The 19,259-nt window shown below is 69.5% G+C and carries 20 protein-coding genes and 3 tRNA genes; 15 read left to right on the top strand and 8 right to left on the bottom strand.

From position 1 onward, the window contains the following. The first annotated feature begins 15 nt into the window (after window positions 1–15). The 4 genes from ASF53_RS13845 (at window position 16) to ASF53_RS13830 (ending at window position 3,786) form a co-directional block, all read left to right on the top strand. The gene (locus tag ASF53_RS13845; RefSeq protein WP_056199207.1) at window positions 16–834 is read left to right on the top strand and encodes a glycosyltransferase family 2 protein; all 819 of its coding nucleotides are present in this window, start codon (window positions 16–18) and stop codon (window positions 832–834) included. Between the two features lie 181 nt (window positions 835–1,015). Next, on the top strand, window positions 1,016–2,203 hold the full coding sequence (locus ASF53_RS13840) for a CgeB family protein (RefSeq protein WP_056199205.1): 1,188 nt from the start codon (window positions 1,016–1,018) through the stop codon (window positions 2,201–2,203). Between the two features lie 214 nt (window positions 2,204–2,417). Continuing rightward, window positions 2,418–2,491: transfer RNA gene (locus ASF53_RS13835), tRNA-Gln, on the top strand. Window positions 2,492–2,775: 284 nt separating this feature from the next. Next, complete coding sequence (locus ASF53_RS13830; protein WP_056199202.1) at window positions 2,776–3,786, top strand: 2-hydroxyacid dehydrogenase; 1,011 nt, start codon at window positions 2,776–2,778, stop codon at window positions 3,784–3,786. Between the two features lie 19 nt (window positions 3,787–3,805). Here the strand turns inward: ASF53_RS13830 and ASF53_RS13825 are convergent, their stop codons facing one another. After that, entirely contained in the window at window positions 3,806–4,768 is a 963-nt protein-coding gene (locus ASF53_RS13825) for a LysR family transcriptional regulator (RefSeq protein ID WP_056199200.1), read from the bottom strand. A 173-nt stretch (window positions 4,769–4,941) separates the two neighbouring features. Between ASF53_RS13825 and ASF53_RS13820 the strand changes: the two genes are divergently transcribed. Both ASF53_RS13820 and ASF53_RS13815 read left to right on the top strand, forming a co-directional pair. Continuing rightward, window positions 4,942–5,190 (top strand): hypothetical protein, encoded by a 249-nt coding sequence (locus ASF53_RS13820; protein ID WP_056199198.1) that lies wholly within the window; start codon window positions 4,942–4,944, stop codon window positions 5,188–5,190. A 32-nt stretch (window positions 5,191–5,222) separates the two neighbouring features. Further along, window positions 5,223–5,975 carry a sulfite exporter TauE/SafE family protein gene (locus tag ASF53_RS13815; RefSeq protein WP_056199194.1) on the top strand — a complete coding sequence of 251 codons (753 nt, stop codon included), beginning with the start codon at window positions 5,223–5,225 and terminating at the stop codon, window positions 5,973–5,975. A gap of 62 nt (window positions 5,976–6,037) precedes the next feature. Here ASF53_RS13815 and ASF53_RS13810 read toward each other — a convergent pair whose 3' ends face one another. Then, window positions 6,038–6,949 carry an AprI/Inh family metalloprotease inhibitor gene (locus ASF53_RS13810; protein WP_056199191.1) on the bottom strand — a complete coding sequence of 304 codons (912 nt, stop codon included), beginning with the start codon at window positions 6,947–6,949 and terminating at the stop codon, window positions 6,038–6,040. Beyond that, complete coding sequence (locus ASF53_RS13805) at window positions 6,946–7,920, bottom strand: 2-hydroxyacid dehydrogenase (protein ID WP_056199187.1); 975 nt, start codon at window positions 7,918–7,920, stop codon at window positions 6,946–6,948. Before ASF53_RS13805 ends, ASF53_RS13810 begins: the two co-directional genes overlap by 4 nt. 282 nt (window positions 7,921–8,202) lie before the next feature. Between ASF53_RS13805 and leuC the strand changes: the two genes are divergently transcribed. Both leuC and ASF53_RS13795 read left to right on the top strand, forming a co-directional pair. Next, window positions 8,203–9,612, top strand: a complete 1,410-nt coding sequence (gene leuC, locus ASF53_RS13800) for a 3-isopropylmalate dehydratase large subunit (RefSeq protein WP_056199184.1) — start codon at window positions 8,203–8,205, stop codon at window positions 9,610–9,612. Between the two features lie 149 nt (window positions 9,613–9,761). Next, window positions 9,762–9,846: transfer RNA gene (locus ASF53_RS13795), tRNA-Leu, on the top strand. A 462-nt stretch (window positions 9,847–10,308) separates the two neighbouring features. Here ASF53_RS13795 and ASF53_RS13790 read toward each other — a convergent pair. Further along, window positions 10,309–10,737 carry a DUF3597 domain-containing protein gene (locus tag ASF53_RS13790; RefSeq protein WP_056199182.1) on the bottom strand — a complete coding sequence of 143 codons (429 nt, stop codon included), beginning with the start codon at window positions 10,735–10,737 and terminating at the stop codon, window positions 10,309–10,311. Between the two features lie 211 nt (window positions 10,738–10,948). Between ASF53_RS13790 and ASF53_RS13785 the strand changes: the two genes are divergently transcribed. The 5 genes from ASF53_RS13785 (at window position 10,949) to ASF53_RS13765 (ending at window position 14,319) form a co-directional block, all read left to right on the top strand. Next, on the top strand, window positions 10,949–11,974 hold the full coding sequence (locus ASF53_RS13785; protein ID WP_056199179.1) for an ABC transporter substrate-binding protein: 1,026 nt from the start codon (window positions 10,949–10,951) through the stop codon (window positions 11,972–11,974). Window positions 11,975–11,993: 19 nt separating this feature from the next. Further along, window positions 11,994–12,746 (top strand): ABC transporter permease, encoded by a 753-nt coding sequence (locus tag ASF53_RS13780; RefSeq protein WP_056199176.1) that lies wholly within the window; start codon window positions 11,994–11,996, stop codon window positions 12,744–12,746. Further along, window positions 12,743–13,504 (top strand): ABC transporter ATP-binding protein, encoded by a 762-nt coding sequence (locus ASF53_RS13775; protein WP_056200130.1) that lies wholly within the window; start codon window positions 12,743–12,745, stop codon window positions 13,502–13,504. The genes ASF53_RS13780 and ASF53_RS13775 overlap by 4 nt, the downstream gene beginning before the upstream one ends. Window positions 13,505–13,604: 100 nt before the next feature. Then, window positions 13,605–14,039 carry a tellurite resistance TerB family protein gene (locus ASF53_RS13770; RefSeq protein ID WP_056199173.1) on the top strand — a complete coding sequence of 145 codons (435 nt, stop codon included), beginning with the start codon at window positions 13,605–13,607 and terminating at the stop codon, window positions 14,037–14,039. Between the two features lie 88 nt (window positions 14,040–14,127). Next, window positions 14,128–14,319: a hypothetical protein gene (locus ASF53_RS13765; protein WP_056199169.1), complete on the top strand. Its 192-nt coding sequence runs from the start codon at window positions 14,128–14,130 to the stop codon at window positions 14,317–14,319. Window positions 14,320–14,364: 45 nt separating this feature from the next. Here ASF53_RS13765 and ASF53_RS13760 read toward each other — a convergent pair whose 3' ends face one another. Both ASF53_RS13760 and ASF53_RS13755 read right to left on the bottom strand, forming a co-directional pair. Then, a complete protein-coding gene (locus ASF53_RS13760; protein WP_056199165.1) occupies window positions 14,365–15,984 on the bottom strand; it encodes a peptide chain release factor 3 in 1,620 nt (539 codons plus the stop codon). Window positions 15,985–16,090: 106 nt separating this feature from the next. Beyond that, a complete protein-coding gene (locus ASF53_RS13755; RefSeq protein ID WP_056199162.1) occupies window positions 16,091–16,840 on the bottom strand; it encodes an SDR family oxidoreductase in 750 nt (249 codons plus the stop codon). Between the two features lie 198 nt (window positions 16,841–17,038). On the opposite strand from ASF53_RS13755, the gene ASF53_RS13750 reads away from it, so the two are divergent. Next, window positions 17,039–17,113: transfer RNA gene (locus ASF53_RS13750), tRNA-Gln, on the top strand. Between the two features lie 342 nt (window positions 17,114–17,455). On the opposite strand, the gene ASF53_RS25030 is transcribed toward ASF53_RS13750, so the two are convergent. Next, window positions 17,456–17,821 (bottom strand): hypothetical protein, encoded by a 366-nt coding sequence (locus ASF53_RS25030; RefSeq protein WP_286134468.1) that lies wholly within the window; start codon window positions 17,819–17,821, stop codon window positions 17,456–17,458. On the opposite strand from ASF53_RS25030, the gene ASF53_RS26735 reads away from it, so the two are divergent. Further along, window positions 17,754–17,927: a hypothetical protein gene (locus ASF53_RS26735; protein ID WP_286134473.1), complete on the top strand. Its 174-nt coding sequence runs from the start codon at window positions 17,754–17,756 to the stop codon at window positions 17,925–17,927. The two genes, ASF53_RS25030 and ASF53_RS26735, sit on opposite strands and share 68 nt — an antisense overlap. 1,176 nt (window positions 17,928–19,103) lie before the next feature. Here ASF53_RS26735 and ASF53_RS25020 read toward each other — a convergent pair. Continuing rightward, on the bottom strand, window positions 19,104–19,259 hold a 156-nt coding region (locus tag ASF53_RS25020; RefSeq protein ID WP_082482702.1), incomplete at its 5' end, for an EF-Tu C-terminal domain-related protein.

Genomic DNA, 19,259 nt, shown 5'->3' with positions numbered 1-19,259 from the left:
ACGAGGAAGTCGGCCATGAAGGTGTCCGTGGTCACCCCGACGCTGAACGGCGTCGAATACTTACGCGAATGCATCGAATCCTCGCGGGCCAGCGCCCGCAACGGCATCGAGGTCGAGCATGTGATTGTCGATGCGGGCAGCACCGACGGCACCGTCGAACTCGCGCAAAGCCTTGGCGCCACCGTGCTCCAGGGCAAGGATCGCGGCATCTTCGACGCGATCAACAAGGGCTCCTTCGCCGCCTCGGGCGAGCTGCTCGGCTTCCTGGGCGCCGACGACGTGCTGCTCGAAGGCGGCCTGGAGGCTGTGGTCGAGGCCTACAAGAGCAGCCGTCGGCGCTGGGTCGTCGGCGGGATCCGCTGGATCGACGGGCGCGGCCGGGGCCTCGGCGGGTTGGCCGCCCCGCCCAACTGGATGACGCCGCGCATGCTCGTGTGCCTCGGCTGGAACCCGGTCATGCACATGGCGACCTACATCGCGCGGGATTTCTACGCCGAGCTCGGCGGGTTCAACTACGCGTTCCGGGATTGCGGCGATTACGAGATGTTCTGCCGGGCCCTGGCACAGGAGCCCTATGCCCGCGTCGGCCGGCCGGTCGCCTGCTTCCGCCGCACGGGTCAGAACAACAGCGCCAACCTCGCCCACAAGGCGCGGGCAATGGGCGAGGTCGCCCAGGTGAAGGGGGTGCACGGGCCGTCCTCCCGCGCCGAAGAGCTGTTCTGGCGCTACGCGCTGAAGGGGTATTTCAACGCCCGCAATCCCGATTGGCTCGTCAGCAAGCAGCTCGATCTCGGCCGCAGCCGGCTGAAGCTTCAGCCCCACGCCCACTTCTGATGTCCGAGGCGATGCCCTCGCGATCCCGCCGGTCCGGCGGCGGGCGGCGGCTCGGCCATCGCGCCGGCGCCATGAGGCGCAGGCCGCGCCGTTCGATCGGATCCGGTGGCACCGTCCCGGCGCGGGGCGGGCGCCGCTCTGCCGACCCCGAAGCCGCCATGGAGCCACCCATGGAGTCGCTATGGAGACGCTGATCGACCGCGCCCACCAAGCGGCGTCGGAGGGACTTCCGGGCCCTCCGCGGATTCTCGAATTCGGGCTGATGCCGCTCGTAACAGCCGCCTTCCCCGAGCGCACGACCTTCCTCGACACGCGGCTGCGCTGGGCCGACGTGCGGACCCGCGCGCCGCGGTCCGGCAGCTTGCCCCTGCGGCTGTTGAGGCTGGCGCGGCGGGTAGCCGGCATCGGCCGCGCCTGCCTCGCTCAGGACTACGACATCGTCGTCGCCCGGTGTGTCGGCCCGGTCAACAGCGCCGGGCACGCCTACCCCGTCCATGCGGCCTTGAGCCTGATCGGGCTCGCCTTCCGCGGCCTCGTCCTGTTCGCCGCCCGCGGCCCCCGCGTCCGGCTCGCGGTCCTCGACGTGACCGACCATCTCACGATCCACCCGCGCGACCGCGCCTTCCTCCGGCGTTGCGACCTGTTCTTCAAGCGCGAGTTGGCCGCCAATCCGTGGAACACCCTCGAAACGGTGCTGCCCCGCGGCGCCTGCGCCGGCCATGCCCGGCAGGATCCCGACTGCCTCGCCCTGCGGGCCAAGCTGCGCCCCTTCGCCCTCGGGATCGAGGCCACGGCCCTGAAAGCCCCGCTTCCGGCCGCCGCGCGCAGCTACGACCTGTTCTACGCCGGCTCGGCGCAGGGGATCGCTTTCCGCGAGGCCGTGAGCGGCGTCCTGCCACGACTGGCGGCCCGCGGCTGGCGCATCCACGCGCCGACGCACCGCCTGAGCCCGGAGGCCTTCGCCGAGGCGATCACCCGGAGCCGGTTCTGCCTGTCGCCGGGCGGCGTCGGCTGGGATTGCTACCGGCACTACGAAGTCGCGTCACTAGGCAGCGTGCCGATCTTCGACACCCGCCCGCTGACCGGCATCGAACCCTTCCTGCACGGCCGCGAGGGGTTCTATCTCGACCCGCAGGAGGATCTGGAACGCGCCCTCGACCACCTTTTGCGCACGGACGACGCGGGGGTCGACCGGATGACCTCGGCAGCGCAGGCTCTGGTCGAACGGGTCTACACCTTCGACGCGCTGGCCCGCTACGTCATCGCCGAGACCGTGGCCCTGGGCCCATCCACGCGGGCGGCGGCCCCGGCGCCGACGGAGGTGCTCGTCGCAGCGAAGGCCGGCCACCGACAGCCTTCCCTGAACTGAGCGGGCGGATTCTCAACGCGCTCAGGCACCGCCGCCGGACCCTCCCAAGCCCCGGCAACCGTGGCCATTGCGCCTCACCCACACGATCGCGCGTGCATCCATGTTGACGCGACGCCCGTCACAGCCTATCTGACGCCAGCACCGAGCGCGGGATCGCGGCAAACGCCGTTCCGCTCGCATCCGGCCCCTTCAACAGGGCTGGTGGCGGCTCCGGTGGGGGATAGTTTAACGGTAGAACCGCGGACTCTGACTCCGCTAGTCCTGGTTCGAATCCAGGTCCCCCAGCCATCTTTTTTCACCCGCTTGGTCCATGACCCGGCGGGTTTTTCGTTTCTGGCGTCCCATCTGCTGGCTGATCCGCCCAGCAACGCGCTTCGTGTTTCGAGGGTGCACGACGACCCGGCAGGGGCGATCCACCCAAGCGACGCGCGGGGGGCGACGCCGTTCGGTGCCGGTCGCGATCCAGAACCTGCAAGGCGGCCGGGTTCATGTGCTGTTTGAGGCAGCGTTCGCGGCGGGGATCGGCGATCATCGATCGCTTGGTCGGATCGCAGCCCGCGAGATGAGGTGGCATGGACGTCACGATCTTCAGCACCAAAGCCTATGATCGTCGGTTCCTGGACGAGGCCAATGCGGCGGCGGGCGAGCCGCATCGGCTGCGCTATCTCGAAGCCAGGCTGACCCATGAGAGCGCGCCGCTGACGCAGGGCGCGGCGGCCGTGTGCGCCTTCGTCAACGATGTGCTCGACCGGCCCGTGCTGGAGGTGCTGGCCGCGTCCGGCACGCGGATGGTGGCGCTGCGCAGCGCCGGCTTCAACAATGTCGATCTTCCCGCCGCCTCGGACCTCGGCATCGCGGTCGGCCGCGTCCCGGCCTATTCACCGGACGCGGTGGCCGAGCATACCGTGGCCCTGATCCTCGCGCTCAATCGCAAGATCCACCGGGCCTATGCCCGCGTCCGCGAGGGAAATTTCGCGCTCGAGGGGCTGCTGGGCTTCGACCTCAAGGGGCGCACGGCCGGCATCGTCGGGACCGGCAAGATCGGCGTCGCGGTCGCGCGCATTCTGGCCGGCTTCGGCTGCCGCGTGCTGGCCTACGACCCCATGCCTTCGGCCGAACTCGCCGGCTTCGGCGCGGAGGCGGTGGGCCTCGACCGGCTTCTGGCCGAGGCGGACATCGTCTCCCTGCATTGCCCGCTGACGCCCGACACGCATCACATGATCGATGGTGCCGCGCTGGCTCGGATGAAGCGCGGCGTGATGCTGATCAATACGGGGCGCGGGGCGCTCGTCGATACCGCCGCGCTGATCGAGGGATTGAAATCGGGGTCGATCGGCGATCTCGGCCTCGACGTCTACGAGGAGGAAGGCGGCCTCTTCTTCGAGGATCTGTCGAACCAGATCATCCGGGACGACGTCTTCGCGCGCCTGCTGACCTTCCCGAACGTGATCGTGACCGGGCATCAGGCCTTCTTCACCGCCGAGGCGCTGGCGGCGATCGCGGCGACCACCATCGAGAACCTGTCCAGCTTCGAGAGGCAGGGCGTTCCGCGGCATCCCGTATCGGTCGAACGCCTCGCCTGATCGCGGCGGCTGACGTCGATCACGAATGTCCGGCAGGGCTCTGCCCTGGACCCGCGAAAGGACTGGTCCTTTCGAAACCTGGCTCTTCGGTCGCGCCGAGATGCGCCACCAAGTGCTCGGCGAGCTGGCGGGCATGCGGCGGGAGCGCCGCGAAGCGGCGGGCGCAGAGCCGGAGCTGGCGCACGGCCCAGGGCTCGTCGAGCGGGATCGCGCGGATCGCCAGCGTCTCGGCCGCGCGCCGCGCCGCTGCCTCGGGCACGATCGCCACGCCGACACCCCGCTCGACCATGCGGCAGACCGCATCGAGCCCGTTCAGCCGCACCCGGAGCTTGAACGGACGGCCGGCGCGGGCGGCGTGGGTCGCCAGATGCGCCTGCAGCGCCCGGCCGTGGCTGAGGCCGACCAGGGGCTCGTCCAGCACCTCCCAAAACGACACACCGCTCCGCTGCGCCAGGGCATGGCCCGCCGGCACGGCCAGAACGATCCGGTCGAGATGGAGCGGCAGGGTTTCGAGCGCGCCGAGATCGGTCGTGTCGGCGACGATGCCGAGATCGGCCAGCCCCCCGGCCAGGGCATCGACGGTCTCACGGCTGGTGCGCTCCTCCAGATCGATGTCGATGCTCGGATAGGCCGCGAGGAAGCCCGACAGCGCATCGGGCAGGAAGGCGGCGACCGCCGCGGTGATCGACAGCAGTCGGACATGGCCACGCAGGCCATGGGCGTACTGGCCGAGTTCGCCTCGCATCTGTTCGAGCTGGCCGAGCACGAGCCGGGCGTGATGCGCCACCGCAAGGCCCGCCGGGGTCGGCCGTACCCCGCGGGGATGGCGCCCCAAGAGCGGCACACCGCCATCCGCCTCCATGCCGCGGATGCGCTCGCTCGCCGAGGCGAGCGCCAGCCCGGCCCGCTCGGCGCCACGGGTGATGCTCTCCGCCTCGACGACATGGAGGAACAGCCGCAGGTCGGTCAGATCGAAGCGCATGGAGCATCGTCCCGAAAGGTGGCCGCCGGCTTTCGGAAAAAGACGATGCAGAAACAAAAAGCTAGAGCATCGTCGGCGAGGCCGCATCCCGCGGCAAGGGCTTCGGCTCAGCCGAAGGCTGACACGGGCCAGTTCCGCATTGTCGCGCACCGTCACGCTGCGAAAGTCCGGCTATGCCACGCGACGCACAGACGACGATCCGCTCGGGCGATGCCCGGCTCGAAACGGCGGCCCTTCTCCTCGCGGGTTTGACCGCGCTGGTCGCCATCGCCCGCTCCGATGCCGGACCGCGCGCTTGCATAGGCGCACCGCCGGCCGCAATCGCCCGGCCCGTGCCGGCCGCCGCGCCGCTCTCCGCGGAGGAGGCCGAGGCGGACGCCGCGCGGCAGGCGATTCTGCGCGATATGCGTCTCCACGACTGACCCTTGCATTCTCCCCCGATCAGAACGTGCTCATGACTTTTCCCATGGATCCCCTCCCCCTCGCCGTGGCGGCGTCGGCCTTCCTGCTTGCGGGCTTCGTCAAGGGCATGGTCGGGCTCGGCTTGCCGCCCGTTGCCATGGGCCTGCTGAGCCTCGTCATGGCGCCGGTCCAGGCCGCAGCGCTGCTCGTCGTGCCCGCCATCGTCACCAATGTCTGGCAGCTCGCCGCAGGCCCGCGCTTCGGCACGCTGCTGCGCCGGCTCTGGCCGATGCTGGCGGCGAGCGTGGTCGGCACCCTGGTCGCGGCGGGAATCCTTCATGGGAATTACGGCGCCGAGGCCACGGTCTTCCTCGGCCTCGCTTTGATCGCCTACGCCGTGATCGGCCTTGCCGCCCTGCGGCTCCATGTTCCGCCGGGCATGGAACGCTGGCTCGGGCCCCTCGTCGGCGCGGCGACGGGGCTGGTGACGGCGGCGACCGCCGTCTCCTCATTCCCCTCCGCGCCCTATCTCGGCGCGCTGGGCCTGACCAAGGACGACCTGATCCAGGCGCTGGGCCTGTCCTTCACCGTCTCCACCGTCGCGCTCGCCATCGCCCTGGCCGGCGGCGGCGCCCTCTCGCTCAGCGTCGCGGGCACCTCCCTCATCGCCCTCGTCCCGGCCCTGGTCGGGATGGCGCTCGGCGGCTGGGTGCGGGGGCGCGTCAGCGAGCGCGTGTTCCGCCGCTGCTTCTTCGTCGGCCTGCTGGGCCTCGGGTTGCACCTCGCCCTGCGGCCGCTGCTCTGAGCCGCGGGACCAAGAGCATCGTCTTTCCCCGAAAGCCGGCCTCCACCTTTCGGGACGATGCCCTACGGCTCGACCTTCCGGAGCACGAGGGCCACGCCGATCTCGGGGTCGCGGCGCCAGCGCCCCTCCCCGATCGCCACGAGGCTCACCGCGTGGCCGCGCCGCGCCTTCAGCGTCAGATGCCCGTTGGCAAAGCGCCAACTCACCGGATCGAACACCGTGATCCCGCTGTCGCGGCAATCCGGCAGCACCCGCACGGGGGCCGTGTCCTTCCCGGCCTCGAGCGACAGCGAGAATTCGAGGCGGCAGACATCCTTCTGCTCGGCGCGGTCGAGGGCATAGAGGCCCGGAGCCGGACCCTCCGCGGGCTTCTCCGGTGCGGCGGCCGCGGCGGGCGCGTCGCCCTCCGCCGCATTCGTCGCGGGCGTGACGGTGGCCGTGCCGGGGGGCGCGGGCGGCAGCATCGCCGCGATCTGCAACGGCACGAGGTTGTAGCGCTCGCCGTTCTCGGCGGTGGCCCCGAGGCTCATCCCGTCCGGGTTCTTGGCGAAGGCCAGCACCGGCCGCAGGTTCCGGTCCACGAGGCGCAGGCCCTCGCCCGTGAACAGCCAACCGCCGATGCCGGCCATGAGCGGTAGCGCCCGGCGGCAGCCGGCGGGGAAGCGCGCCGCGCGCCCGCTCGGCCCGGTCTCCATGGCCAGCGTCAGCACACAGCGTCGCCGCCCGCCCTCCAGGGACAGATCCCAGGTGCCGGCCGCACCGGTCAGGGTCTCGGGCAGGGTCGCGAGCCCGGTCGGCGCGCCGCCCGCGCCCTCCGCCGGCGTGACCGCGGGCGCGGGCTCGGCTTCGGGCGGATTCTCCTGCGCCCGGGCCGCGCTCGGCGGCAGGGCCGCCAGGGCGGCGGCCAAAACTCCGGCCCAAGCTCCTGACCGTGCCATTGACCGTGCCATGCGCATCATCGTCGGGCCCCTCATCGCTGGCCCTTCCAGGGCGTTTCCGGCACCGGCGTCACCGGGCCCTTGCCGTCGAACCACGAGAACAGATTGTCGGTGAGCAGCCGGCCCATCGCCGCGCGGGTGTGGTGCGAGCCCGAGCCGACATGCGGCAGCAGCACGGTGCGATCGAGGTCGATCAGCGCCTGCGGCACCTGCGGCTCGTTCGCGAAGACGTCGAGCCCCGCCCCGAGGATCGTCCCCGCTTGAAGCGCGGCGATCAGCGCCGCCTCGTCGATGACGCTGCCGCGGGCGATGTTGACGACGATGCCGTCCGCCCCGAGCGCCGCCAGCACCCCGGCATCGACGATCCCGTTCGTGCTCAGGCCCCCGGGTGCGGCCACGATCAGCGTATCGACCGCCTGGGCCAGCCCGAGCAGGCTGTCATGGTAGGCATAAGGAATGTCGGCCTGCGGCCTGCGCCCGTGATAGGCGATTTGCACGCCGAACCCTTCGAGCCGCCGGGCGATCGCCCGTCCGATCCGGCCGAGCCCGAGGATGCCGACCCGGCGCTCCCGCAGGCTCGTGGTGAGCGGGAAGCTGCCCTCGCGCCAGCGCCCGGCGCGCAGGTAGCGGTCGGCCTGCGGAATCTGGCGCAGGGTGGCGAGCAGGAGGCCCAGCGCGAGGTCGGCCACCTCATCGGAGAGCACATCCGGCGTGTGGGTGACGACGATGCCGCGGCGATGCGCCTCAACCGCATCGATCGTGTCGTAGCCGACGCCGAAGCTCGCCACGATTTCGAGCCGCGGCAAGCGGTCGAACAGCTCCGCATCGATCGGGCACATGGCGCCGACCGCGAGCCCTCGGATGCGCGGTCCCACCGCATCGAGGAACGCCGCGCGGTCGGGCGCTTCCTCCAAACGGTGCAGGCGGAAGCGCTCGGCGAGCCGCCCGGCCACGTCGGGGCGGGTCTGCCGGATCAGCAGGATCTCGGGCGTCTCGGCTGGCGGCACCGGCTCGCCTCCCAAAGGTCGGCAAAGGGGAAATCAACAAAGGAGGGGCCGGGAGTATCGCTGCGCCGCGCCCCGGTCCAGCCGGGGCGAGCCGGGTGGGGTGGGCCGGCTGCAAAAGTGTCATGCGTGCCGCATGTGCGCCGCCGCCCTTCCGAAATCGCCGGAGGAGCATTACACAAGAGGTCTTCCGGATACTCCCCGCGATCCGGCCGCATGGTTTCCCGCGGCCCGGTCGAGGCGTTTTCCGCGATGGAGCCTTCAACCCGTCAGAATAGCTGCATCATGACCGCGCCGCGCACCCTCTACGACAAGATCTGGGACGACCACGTCGTCGATGTCGAGCCGGATGGCTCCGCCCTCCTCTACATCGACCGCCACCTCGTGCACGAGGTGACGAGCCCCCAGGCGTTCGAGGGGCTTCGCGTCGCCGGCCGTACGGTGCGCGCGCCGCACAAGACGCTGGCCGTCGTCGATCACAACGTCCAAACCTCGGACCGCTCCAAGGGCATCGAGGATCCCGAGAGCCGCACCCAGCTCGAGGCGCTCGCCGAGAACGTGCGCGACTTCGGCATCGAGTTCTACGATGCCTTCGACAAGCGCCAGGGCATCGTCCACATCATCGGGCCGGAGCAGGGCTTCACCCTGCCGGGCCAGACGATCGTGTGCGGCGATTCCCACACCTCGACCCACGGCGCCTTCGGCGCGCTGGCCCACGGCATCGGCACGTCTGAGGTCGAGCACGTGCTCGCCACGCAGACGCTGATCCAGCGCAAGGCCAAGAACATGCGGGTGACGGTCGACGGCACCTTGCCGCGGGGCGTCAGCGCCAAGGACATCGTGCTCGCCATCATCGGCGAGATCGGCACCGCCGGCGGCACCGGCCACGTCATCGAATATGCCGGCGAGGCGATCCGCGCCCTCTCGATGGAGGGCCGGATGACGATCTGCAACATGTCGATCGAGGGCGGGGCCCGCGCCGGCATGGTCGCGCCCGACGAGACGACCTACGCCTACGTCAAGGACCGCCCGAAGGCGCCGAAGGGCGCGGCGTTCGACGCCGCCCGCCGCTACTGGGAGAGCCTGGCCACCGACGAGGGCGCGCATTTCGACCGCGAGATCCGTCTCGACGCGGCCAACCTCCCCCCGCTGGTTTCCTGGGGCACGAGCCCTGAGGACATCGTCTCGATCCTCGGCACGGTGCCCGATCCGGCCCAGATCGCGGATGAGAACAAGCGCCAGTCCAAGGAGAAGGCGCTGGCCTATATGGGCCTGACGCCGGGCACGCGGATGACCGACGTCACCCTCGACCGGGTGTTCATCGGCTCCTGCACCAATGGCCGCATCGAGGATCTGCGGATCGTCGCCAAGATGGTCGAGGGCCGCAAGGTGCATGACAGCGTCTCGGCGATGGTGGTGCCAGGCTCCGGCCTCGTGAAAGCGCAGGCCGAAGCCGAGGGGATCGACCGCATCCTCAAGGATGCCGGCTTCGACTGGCGCGAGCCCGGCTGCTCGATGTGCCTCGGCATGAACCCGGACAAGCTGCGGCCGGGCGAGCGCTGCGCCTCGACCTCGAACCGCAACTTCGAGGGCCGCCAGGGCCCGCGCGGGCGCACCCACCTCGTCTCCCCGGCCATGGCGGCGGCGGCGGCGGTGGCCGGCCGCTTCGTCGACATCCGCGAGTGGCGCGGCTGAGCCTCACTCCGGCGCGGTGGGCCTGTGTTGCCCCCGCGCCGCGGGAAAAGCCCGCTTCGGGATTTTTGACCGGCGGCGACGAAACAGCGATTGACGCCTTCGCCGCCGCCCCCTAAACGAACCCCATCGCCGACCGGCAACGGTCCGGCGCCCAGGTGGCGGAATTGGTAGACGCGCTGGTTTCAGGTACCAGTCTTGCAAGAGGTGAAGGTTCGAGTCCTTTCCTGGGCACCATTTGATCTCCCGCTTATCGAGATCCTTGGTCTTCTAAGTTTTGATCCCGTACCTTGTTGAAGGGTGCGGGATTTTTTCTTGCCTGAAGGGTTCCGCGTCGCCCGGTTAGCGATGCGCTTGCAGAGCGCTGTGCCGGCTTCCGTCGGCCCATCCGAGCCGCGCTTCGGTGGCCCTGTGCTTCGGCCGCGCGACGGGGGGCGACCGTGGGCCGATCCGATCGGCCGGTAGACTCATCCCAAACGATTTCGCGGTGATCCATCGGCGCAGCCCGCAGTGTCCTTCGACGCCATCGCGTTGGCGACCCTCGCACGGGCGCTTGGGTTCAACGTCCACCGCCTGCTTGAACCCGCCGGCCTCCGCTCCTGCAAGCAGCCTAAAAACGAAAGTGGGCGGCGGGCGTTCATGCCCGCCACCCACTTTTTTACGTCGGCGAGGGCGCCGACGTGACCGCTATCGGTTCTCTCAGTCCTTGAGATCGGCCGGGACTTTGCCGCCGTTCTCTTCGAGCTTCTTGATGACCTGCTTGTGCAGCCAGATGTTCATTGAGGCCGAGTCGTTCTTGTCGCCGGTGTAGTGCAGCTCGTCGGCGAGCTGCTGGCGGGCGTGCAGGCTCGAATCGAGGTCGAGGAGCTTCATCAGATCGACGATCGAGCTGCGCCAGTTCAGCTTCTGCGAATTCTTCGCGGCGAGGTCGTTGAGCACGGCCTCGACATCGACCTGTCCGCCCGACGACGTTCCGCCGCTGGTGGGCGTGGAGGCCGGGGCGCTGCCGCCGCCGGAGGACGGCTGGGCCTGCGTCTCGGACGGCTTGGCGGACGACTCGCCGGCCTTCGCCTCCGACGTGCCGAAGGGGTTGAGGATCTTGCTGACGATGCTTCCGAGGAGGCTCATGGCGTAGAATGTCCTGTCGTCTGTCCCGCGGCGTGGATGCCGCTTTCGGCTGGGTAAACGGTAGGAGGAACGGGGCCGTTCCGTCGCAGGCCGGCAAAGCTTCGTCGTCCGGCCTGCCGCTCCCGCGTGACGCCAGTGCGGAAGCGCGATTGGAAGATGGCGCCCGCTGTGCCATGGGGAACGCCATCCGGCTCCCCTGGAACCCGTCTCGATGCGCAATCTGTTCAAGGCCTTCGCCCTGATCGCGGGGCTTTCCGCCCTTCCCGTAGCCTTCGCCGCGCCCCTCGCCGCGCAGACCGTGCCCGTACGCATCGGCGTGATTCCGGTGATCGGCGCCGCCCCGGTCTTCGTCGCCAACGGCGAGGGATGGCTCAAGGAAGCCGGGCTGGCCCCGGCCTTCACCACCTTCGAATCCGGCCCCAACATGATCCAGGCGCTGGCCTCCGGCACCATCGACGTCTACGTCGCCGGCATCGCGCCGCTCGCGGTCGCCCGGACCAAGGGCATCGACGTGCGGGTCGTGGCTGCCACCGCCATCGAGGAGATGGTGTTCGTGGCCGCCCCCAAGCTCGCGCCCTACTTCGCCTCCGCCCCGAGCAAGGCCGAGGCCTTCAAGCAGTTCAAGGCCAAGGAGGGCCGCCCCGCCCGGCTCGCCACGCAGCCGCCCGGCTCGGTGCCGAACACCACCCTCCAGCACTGGCTCTGGCAGGTGGTGAAGGCCGACAAGGCCGATGTCGAGATCGTCGCCATGGGCATCGACGCGACCCAGCAGGCGCTGCTGGCCGGCGCCGTCGATGGCGCCTCGATCCGAGAGCCGGCGCTCACCATCGTCCAGGGCCGCAACCCGAAGATCACGTTGATCGCCACCGGCGGCGAGATGTTCCCCGATCAGCCGGGCACCGTGGTGGCCGTCTACGGCAAGTTCGCCGACGCCAACCCGAAGGCGGTGGAGGGCCTCGTCTCGGCGCTGGTCAAGGCGACCGACCTCTTGAAGACCGATCCGGCGCGGGCCGCCCCGCCGGTCGAGGCGGCTTTGGGTAAGGGCATCACGGACGTCGCCACGATCCAGAAGGCGCTCTCCTCGCCGGCCGCGAAATTCGTCGCCGATCCGCGCACGATCATCGAGGCGACGAAGAAGATGCAGGCCTATCAGGTCTCGATCGGCACCCTCGACAAGGAGGCGCCCACCGACGGCCTGTTCGACGCCAAGCCGTTCGACGCGGTCAAGAAGCCCTGATTTCCACGACCCGGACACCATGACCCCGTTCCGCTCGGCCGCCCTGGCGGTCGTCGGGCTGGCCGCCTTCCTCGCTCTGTGGGAGGCCGCCCCCCGGCTCGACCTCATCAACCCGGCCTTCCTGCCGCCGCCCTCCTCCATCCCGGCGGCCTTCGCCCGGGAGATCGCCAACGGCGCCTGGCCGACGGCGGTCGTCGAGAGCCTGAGCCATTACATGGTCGGGCTCGGCGCGGGCGCGCTCGCGGGCGTCGCCCTCGGGCTGGCCACGGGCATGTTCGCGTGGTTCGACAGCCTGACCGCGGGGATCGTGCGGCTGCTGCGGCCCATTCCCGGCCTCGCCTGGGTGCCCTTCGCCATCATCTGGTTCGGGGTGCAGCCCTCGGCCGCCGTGTTCATCATCGCCATCGGCGTGTTCTGGATCGTGTTCTTCGCGACCCAGGGCGCGGTGCGCGGCGTCGATCGCGACCTGATCGAGGTGGCCCAGGCCTTCGGCTTCCGTGGGCCTCTGGCGCGGCTCACCAAGATCCTTCTGCCCGCCGCCACGCCGGGTATCCTCGTCGGCCTGCGCACGGCGCTGGGTCAGGCTTGGATGGCGGTGGTCGCGGCAGAGATCTTCGGCGTGCCCGGCATCGGCGCGCGGATGATGCAGGCCTCCTCGCTCCTCTCCACCGACATCGTCGTGGTCTACATGCTCACCATGGCCGGGCTGTACGGCCTGTTCGATACCGGCTTCGTCGCCCTGCAGGGCTGGCTGCTGCGGTGGCGCGCATGAGCGGCCCCATCATCGACATCCGGGGCCTGAGCCTCGCCTACGAGCGCGACGGGCGGCGCACGGAGATCCTGTCCGCCCTCGATCTGGCGGTGCCGCGCGGGCAGTTCCTCGTCATCGTCGGCGAGTCGGGCGTCGGCAAATCCACGCTCCTGCGCGTGCTGATCGATCTGGCCAAACCCAGCGGCGGCACGGTCCATCTCGGCACCGATCCCCAGAAAACCCGCACGCCGATGGCGCTGGTGTTTCAGGATGCGCGGCTGCTGCCCTGGCGGCGGGTGATCGACAACGTCGCCTTCGGCCTGGAGCGGCACGGCCTCTCGAAGGCCGAGCGCCGTGAGCGGGCGGCGGCGATGCTCAAGCTCGTTGGGCTCTCCGACCTCGCCGGACGCTGGCCGCACCAGCTCTCCGGCGGGCAGCGCCAGCGCATCGCCATCGCCCGCGCCCTTGCGGTCGAGCCCGAGGTGCTGCTGATGGACGAGCCGTTCTCGGCGCTCGACAGCTTCACCCGCGAGGGCCTTCAGGACGAGATCCAGCGCATCAAGGCGCAGACGGGCAAGACGGTGCTGTTCGTGACCCACGACATCGACGAGGCGGTCTACCTCGCCGACCGGGTCGTGGTGCTGGCGGGCAGCCCCGGCCGGATCGCGGCGGACGTCACCCTCGCCCCGCCCCGCCCGCGTCAGCGCCGGGATGCGGCTCTGGTCGAGGCGGCGCGCCACCTGCGGGCGGAACTATCGCGGCGCTCGGCGGAACTGTGAGGGATCCGTCAAGCTTGCCATCTTGACGGGTCGCTGCCTGCGTTGGAACCATCGGGCTAGGGTCGTGCGCTTGGAGCCAGGCGCCTGGGGGGATTGCAAGATGGGGTTTTTTCAGGACGCCCTCGTCCGTTTGAACCGGGTGGTGATGTCCTATGCCGGCGATTCCGTTTTCATGCAGGCGGCGGTCTCCGCCGCGGCCAACGTGATCGTCGCCGACGGTGACACCGATGACGAGGAGATCGAGGCGGCCCTCGTCAGCATGCGGGCCAACCCGATCCTTCAGAAATCCTACGACACGCTCACGCTCGAACAGGCGCTGTTCGAGGCGCTCGCCCGCGCGGAGCTGCGCGCCGGGCGCCTGGAGAACAGCCAGCACGTCGCGGCCATTGCCGACCGTCCCCTGGAGCAGCGCCAGCACGTCTTCCTGATCGCGGCGGATGTGGCCGATAAGGGCGGCATCACCGAGAGCGAGCATGTGGTGCTCGACGATCTGGCCCGGGCGCTCGACGTGGACAAGGCGGCGCTGCTCGGCTGAGGCGTTGCGCTGGAGCGCGCTTCGCCAGCAACCCCTTCTCTCGGACAATGCCGAGCCTATACTCCACGGCTCGGACAGGAGCGCGGCCATGTACAAGGTAACCGGCACGGATCCCGCCGGCCGCACGCTGGCCTTCGCCTGCGGCACGGACGAGCAGGCCCTCGAAAAGACCTGGGAGTTGGCCGGACGCGGCTTTCGCGACATCTCCGTCGCCGACCCGAAGGGACGCGAGATGAGCGCGATCGCCTTCGAGCGTTCGCTCGATTTCAACTACGATTGAGAACCGCGTGGCGCGGCCGATGGCTCAAGGCCTCGGCCGCCCCGCTCACGCCGCCCGCTTCTGGTAATCCTTCACGTCCGTGAACCGGATCTTCTCCCAACGCTCTTCCTCGTAGCGGAGTGAGAAGGCGGTGGTGGCCATGAAGACCGGCGCGCCGTCGAGATCGCTCGCCATGGCCGAGCCATGGGAATTCACGAACCGGTCGATCTCGACCTCCGATTCCGCCTCGATCCAGCGGCAGACCGAGAACCGCGTCGTCTCGTAGTCGATCGGCAGGCCATATTCCGCCTGCAGCCGCTCCTTCAGCACGTCGAGCTGCAGCGCGCCGACCACGCCGACGATGGCCGGTGAGCCGTCCTGCGGGATGAAGACCTGCACGACGCCCTCCTCGCCCATCTGCTGGAGCGCTTCCCGGAGCTTCTTGGCCTTCATCGCGTCGGTGAGCTTGATCCGCCGCATGATCTCGGGGGCGAAGCTCGGCACGCCGCGGAAGACGATCTCCTCGCCCTCGGTCAGCGTGTCGCCGATGCGCAGCGTCCCGTGGTTGGGGATGCCGACCACGTCACCGGCATAGGCCTCGTCGGCGATGGCCCGGTCCTGGGCGAAGAAGAATTGCGGCGCCGAGAGCGACATCGGCTTGCCCGTCCGCACCAGCTTGGCCTTCATGCCGCGCCGAAGCTGGCCCGAACAGACCCGCATGAAGGCGATCCGGTCGCGGTGGTTCGGATCCATGTTCGCTTGGATCTTGAACACGAAGCCGGTCATCTTCGGCTCGGATGGCTGCACGGCGCGCTTGTCCGCCTCCTGGCCGCGCGGGGGCGGCGCGAAGCGGGCGAGCCCGTCGATGAGGTCGCGCACGCCGAAATTGCGCAGGGCCGAGCCGAAGAAGACCGGGGTCAGGTGCCCCTCGCGGAAGGCTTCGAGATTGAAGGTCTTGAGGCCGCCTTCGGCCAGCTCCACCTCCTCACGCCACGCATCGGCCGCGCCGTTCTCCGTGAGCAGCGTATCGAAGAGCGGATCATTGAAGCCCGAGACAGGGATCGTACCCGCATCGTCCGCGGCGTCGAGCCGGCGCACGCGGTTGCCGCCGAGCTCGTAGGTGCCGGCGAAGTTGCGCCCCAGGCCGATCGGCCAGGTCACGGGGGCCACGTCGAGGGCGAGCGTCTTCTCGATCTCGTCGAGGGTCTCGAACGGGTCGCGCGCCTCGCGGTCGAGCTTGTTCACGAAGGTGACGATCGGGATGTCCCTGAGCCGGCACACTTCGAACAGCTTGCGCGTGCGCGCCTCGATGCCCTTGGCGGCGTCGATGACCATCACGGCGGAATCGACAGCCGTGAGCGTGCGGTAGGTGTCCTCCGAGAAGTCCTCGTGGCCCGGCGTGTCGAGCAGGTTGAAGACGCAGTCGCCATACTCGAAGGTCATCACCGAGGTGACGACCGAGATGCCGCGCTCCTTCTCGATGCCCATCCAGTCGGAGCGGGTGGAGACACGGTTGCGCTTGGCCTTGACCTCGCCCGCGAGCTGGATCGCGCCGCCGAACAGCAGCAGCTTTTCCGTCAGCGTGGTCTTGCCCGCATCCGGGTGCGAGATGATGGCGAAGGTGCGCCGCCGCGCGACCGGATCGGTCTTCGCGTCAGCGGATTTGGCGTCTGTTTGCATCAGCATGGCGGGCACCGGCCGCCGCGGGGCGGTCGGCCGCTCGTCTCGAAGGGGGACCGGGCGGTGTTCCGCTCTCTACGCGTTCCGCGCCGCCTACGCAAAGCCGACTCCCCTACCCTCGCCCGACGAAGGGCATGTTCGTCGCCATCACGGTCATGAACAGCACATTGGCCGAGAGCGGCAGCCCGGCCATGTAGACGACCGCCTCGGCGACGTGGGCCGCCTCCATATACGGTTCCGGTCGGATCGAGCCGTCGGCCTGCCGCGCGCCCTGCCCGAAGCTCTGGGTCATCTCGGTCTCGGCATTGCCGACATCGATCTGCCCGCAGGCGATGTCGAAGGGGCGCCCGTCCAGTGCGGTGGCGCGGGTCAGGCCGGTGATGGCGTGTTTGGTGGCGCTGTAGGGCGCCGACATCGGCCGCGGCGCGTAGGCCGCGATCGAGCCGTTGTTGATGATGCGCCCGCCCCTGGGCTCCTGCCGGCGCATCATCCCGAAGGCGGCGCGGGTGCAGAGGAAGGTGCCCGTGAGGTTGACGTTGACGCTGGCAAGCCAATCCTCGACCGCGATCTCATCCACCGTCGCGGCGGGGGTGAAGATCCCGGCATTGTTAAACAGAAGGTCGAGCCGCCCGAAACGCTCGCCGACTGTTGCGAACAGGGCTTCGACGGCGCGCGGATCGGACACGTCGGTCGGCACGCATAAGGATGGGCCCGGCAACGCCGCGGCGACCCGCTCCAGCGCCTCGCCCCGCCGTCCGGCCAACACCAGCCGCCACCCGGCCTGCGCCAATCCCAGCGCTACCGCCCGCCCGATGCCGGAGCCTGCCCCGGTCACGACCGCCACCCGATCCCGCATCGTCATCCCTTACCATCCCGCTCCTGCCATCCGGCCCCACGATAAGCCGTCGCATCGATCCGGCGCAGGGGCGCCGTGCAGGCTCGCCCAAAGGCACGAGCCCAAGCGATCGTTTCACAAACGTGCGTCGGTGCGTGGCGTCGGCATTCAACCCAGTTGCCAGTCCCGCCGGGCCCGTCTAGAGATCCGGCGGCTTGAAGCCGATGGGGCGTCGCCAAGTGGTAAGGCAGCGGTTTTTGGTACCGCCATTCCCAGGTTCGAATCCTGGCGCCCCAGCCAAGCCTTCACTCCGTCGTTCCGTGCCAACGACTTAGATGCCGGACCTCTTTTTCCGCGCATACGCGTAATCGTCAGCAATCTGCCATGGCCGGACATGGCGAGGCCCCGGCAAGGGGCGCTCGATCTTCGCTCTTGGTGTGTGATGGCGGATCGAGCCTGAACCGGTCGGACTGTTTCCCCAGGTCTGGCAGATGACTTCACAGGGCGCCCGGTCGCGCAAAGTTCTGAGCCGGTAACCGCCATTGTAGGCCTCCACGAACAGCGACCGATGAAGGTGCAGCGCGCCGTGGCTGGCGTGGGGTGTGCGAGCCGCCCCGCGCCCGTGAACGGACCATCTCGGGTTCAGATGTAATGACGGCGCGACGGCCGCTGTCGGTCCGCGGAGGCGACCAGAGCCGCGGCAAGGCCGACGGCCACCAGATCCTCGGCGAGCCCCCGCGCGAGACCGAAGGGCGCAGCTGGGCCGGCTCCCCGCGTAGCGCGGCCCATCAGCGTGCCGGCGACGGCGCCCGCGACACCGGCCAGGGCACCGGCCTCGGGCGAAGCGTGGCGCCCGGCGAGCATCCAGCCACCAACGGCGCCGATCGCGAGCCGAACCGCGAATGAGGGGGGAATGCGCCGGTCGGGCGCGAACGGCATCTTGTCCCCGGCCATCTCCGCCAACGCTGCCGTGGTGGCGACGGTCCGCGCAACGGGACCGGACGGGATCGCAGCGCTCCGGGTTCGCCCGCGCGCGGCGGCCCAACTCAGCGCGGCGCAGGCCGACATGGTGCGCAGCCCGGCCAAGAACCCGATCCCGGCCGAGGCCCCATAATCCTGCATCGCGTGTGCCCTCCGCTGGATGGACTGCTCATACCGAGGAGCAAGACGCCAGCGCCGGCCGGTGTTCCGAGCGACATCATCGCAGCTATGCGGGTGCACTCGCGGGTTTCCCGGAGGCGTCGCGAAAGGCCGCAGGCGGCCTCGGGAGCCCTCGGAGCGGGTGAGCGTTGATCGGGGCCCATCATGAATCGCGGCGGTCGAGTCTCTGGCTCCCGGCCGCGAGTGCGCCGGCCGCTGCGTTCTCCCCGTTCGCTTGCGGCCGGCGCATCCTCTCTTCCCAGGCGTTGCCAACTGCCGAAGCGGGCGACCTCCGCTTCATCAATCTAACCGGCGTGGCCATCCTCGGCGACATCAGCCGCGCGTCGGGCAACCATGCGCTCCCGTTCTTTGCTAGCCTGACCGCCAAAGGCGGATCTAACCCAAGCCGGTCCGGTCGGAGCCGGACGGAGGCGATGTCGCTTCGTGGAACATCACCGTTTTAATCTCGCCGCTCTGTCTGAAAACCGACCCCCGCCGCCGCTCCGCGTTCGCTGCGCGCATGCCCGGAACATGAGCATCGAGCGCGCGTTCTCTGCGCACTTCCTGAATAATTGATCGCCAACAAGGCATCCCAATGCGCGACGTCAACAAGTCGAACGGCACTGCTATGCTTGCGACGTGGAAGCGTAGCGGTAAAACCGCGCCCACGACGAGCAACGCCGGACGGGCGAAGTCAGTACCCGTTACCATGACAAGCCATGTGCCCCATGGGCCGCAAAACGCGCCGGCCAACCGCATTTCGCGCACAAGTGATTTCGAGGGATTCGGCTCCTTCTCGAGCTGAGGGTCCAGATAAGTGAAGTCCGGGTTCGGCTGGCCCCTCCGATAGGCTCAAGGTCTGACTGCCTAGCCGGACATATACGCCGTGCGGATCGTGATGGCGCTGGAGTGCCCCGTGCGGATCGGCCTGCGCGATCGGGTGCCCGCCTGGCAGAAGGGATCGGTGCGGTGGTCGCCGCGATGTTTGAGCGACCCGCGCAACTGGGCAATGCGCCTGAGCAAGCCGTCGCCGTCGGCTCGTGGGCCCACGGCACATACGAAAAAAGGGCCGGCGCTGCGCGCCGGCCCTCGTCGTTTTGTCTGATCGAGGCGGCCGCACGAGCGAAGCCCGTGCGGCCAACCCAAAAAATCAGTCGTTGATGGCGGCGACGACGCCGGCACCGACGGTGCGGCCACCCTCGCGGATAGCGAAGCGCAGCTTCTCTTCCATGGCCACCGGCACGATCAGCACCACGTCCATGGTCACGTTGTCGCCCGGCATCACCATCTCGGTGCCCTCGGGCAG

Origin of the sequence: Methylobacterium sp. Leaf123 (genome assembly GCF_001423405.1) — a bacterium.
In the GTDB taxonomy this organism is placed as follows: Bacteria; Pseudomonadota; Alphaproteobacteria; order Rhizobiales; family Beijerinckiaceae; genus Methylobacterium.
The sequence above is the reverse complement of the archived record's forward strand: the minus strand, read 5'-3'. Positions and strand labels throughout refer to the sequence as shown.

What these genes read in the sequence shown, in the direction of transcription:
- ASF53_RS13815 (WP_056199194.1), top strand. Translation starts at nt 5,223, where the DNA reads ATGACTTTTCCCATGGATCCCCTCCCCCTCGCCGTGGCGGCGTCGGCC.
- ASF53_RS13790 (WP_056199182.1), bottom strand. Translation starts at nt 10,737, where the DNA reads ATGAGCCTCCTCGGAAGCATCGTCAGCAAGATCCTCAACCCCTTCGGC.
- ASF53_RS13810 (WP_056199191.1), bottom strand. Translation starts at nt 6,949, where the DNA reads ATGAGGGGCCCGACGATGATGCGCATGGCACGGTCAATGGCACGGTCA.
- leuC (WP_056199184.1), top strand. Translation starts at nt 8,203, where the DNA reads ATGACCGCGCCGCGCACCCTCTACGACAAGATCTGGGACGACCACGTC.
- ASF53_RS13845 (WP_056199207.1), top strand. Translation starts at nt 16, where the DNA reads ATGAAGGTGTCCGTGGTCACCCCGACGCTGAACGGCGTCGAATACTTA.
- ASF53_RS13770 (WP_056199173.1), top strand. Translation starts at nt 13,605, where the DNA reads ATGGGGTTTTTTCAGGACGCCCTCGTCCGTTTGAACCGGGTGGTGATG.
- ASF53_RS13755 (WP_056199162.1), bottom strand. Translation starts at nt 16,840, where the DNA reads ATGACGATGCGGGATCGGGTGGCGGTCGTGACCGGGGCAGGCTCCGGC.
- ASF53_RS13840 (WP_056199205.1), top strand. Translation starts at nt 1,016, where the DNA reads ATGGAGACGCTGATCGACCGCGCCCACCAAGCGGCGTCGGAGGGACTT.
- ASF53_RS13830 (WP_056199202.1), top strand. Translation starts at nt 2,776, where the DNA reads ATGGACGTCACGATCTTCAGCACCAAAGCCTATGATCGTCGGTTCCTG.
- ASF53_RS13780 (WP_056199176.1), top strand. Translation starts at nt 11,994, where the DNA reads ATGACCCCGTTCCGCTCGGCCGCCCTGGCGGTCGTCGGGCTGGCCGCC.
- ASF53_RS13825 (WP_056199200.1), bottom strand. Translation starts at nt 4,768, where the DNA reads ATGCGCTTCGATCTGACCGACCTGCGGCTGTTCCTCCATGTCGTCGAG.
- ASF53_RS13775 (WP_056200130.1), top strand. Translation starts at nt 12,743, where the DNA reads ATGAGCGGCCCCATCATCGACATCCGGGGCCTGAGCCTCGCCTACGAG.
- ASF53_RS13760 (WP_056199165.1), bottom strand. Translation starts at nt 15,984, where the DNA reads ATGCTGATGCAAACAGACGCCAAATCCGCTGACGCGAAGACCGATCCG.
- ASF53_RS13765 (WP_056199169.1), top strand. Translation starts at nt 14,128, where the DNA reads ATGTACAAGGTAACCGGCACGGATCCCGCCGGCCGCACGCTGGCCTTC.
- ASF53_RS13820 (WP_056199198.1), top strand. Translation starts at nt 4,942, where the DNA reads ATGCCACGCGACGCACAGACGACGATCCGCTCGGGCGATGCCCGGCTC.
- ASF53_RS13785 (WP_056199179.1), top strand. Translation starts at nt 10,949, where the DNA reads ATGCGCAATCTGTTCAAGGCCTTCGCCCTGATCGCGGGGCTTTCCGCC.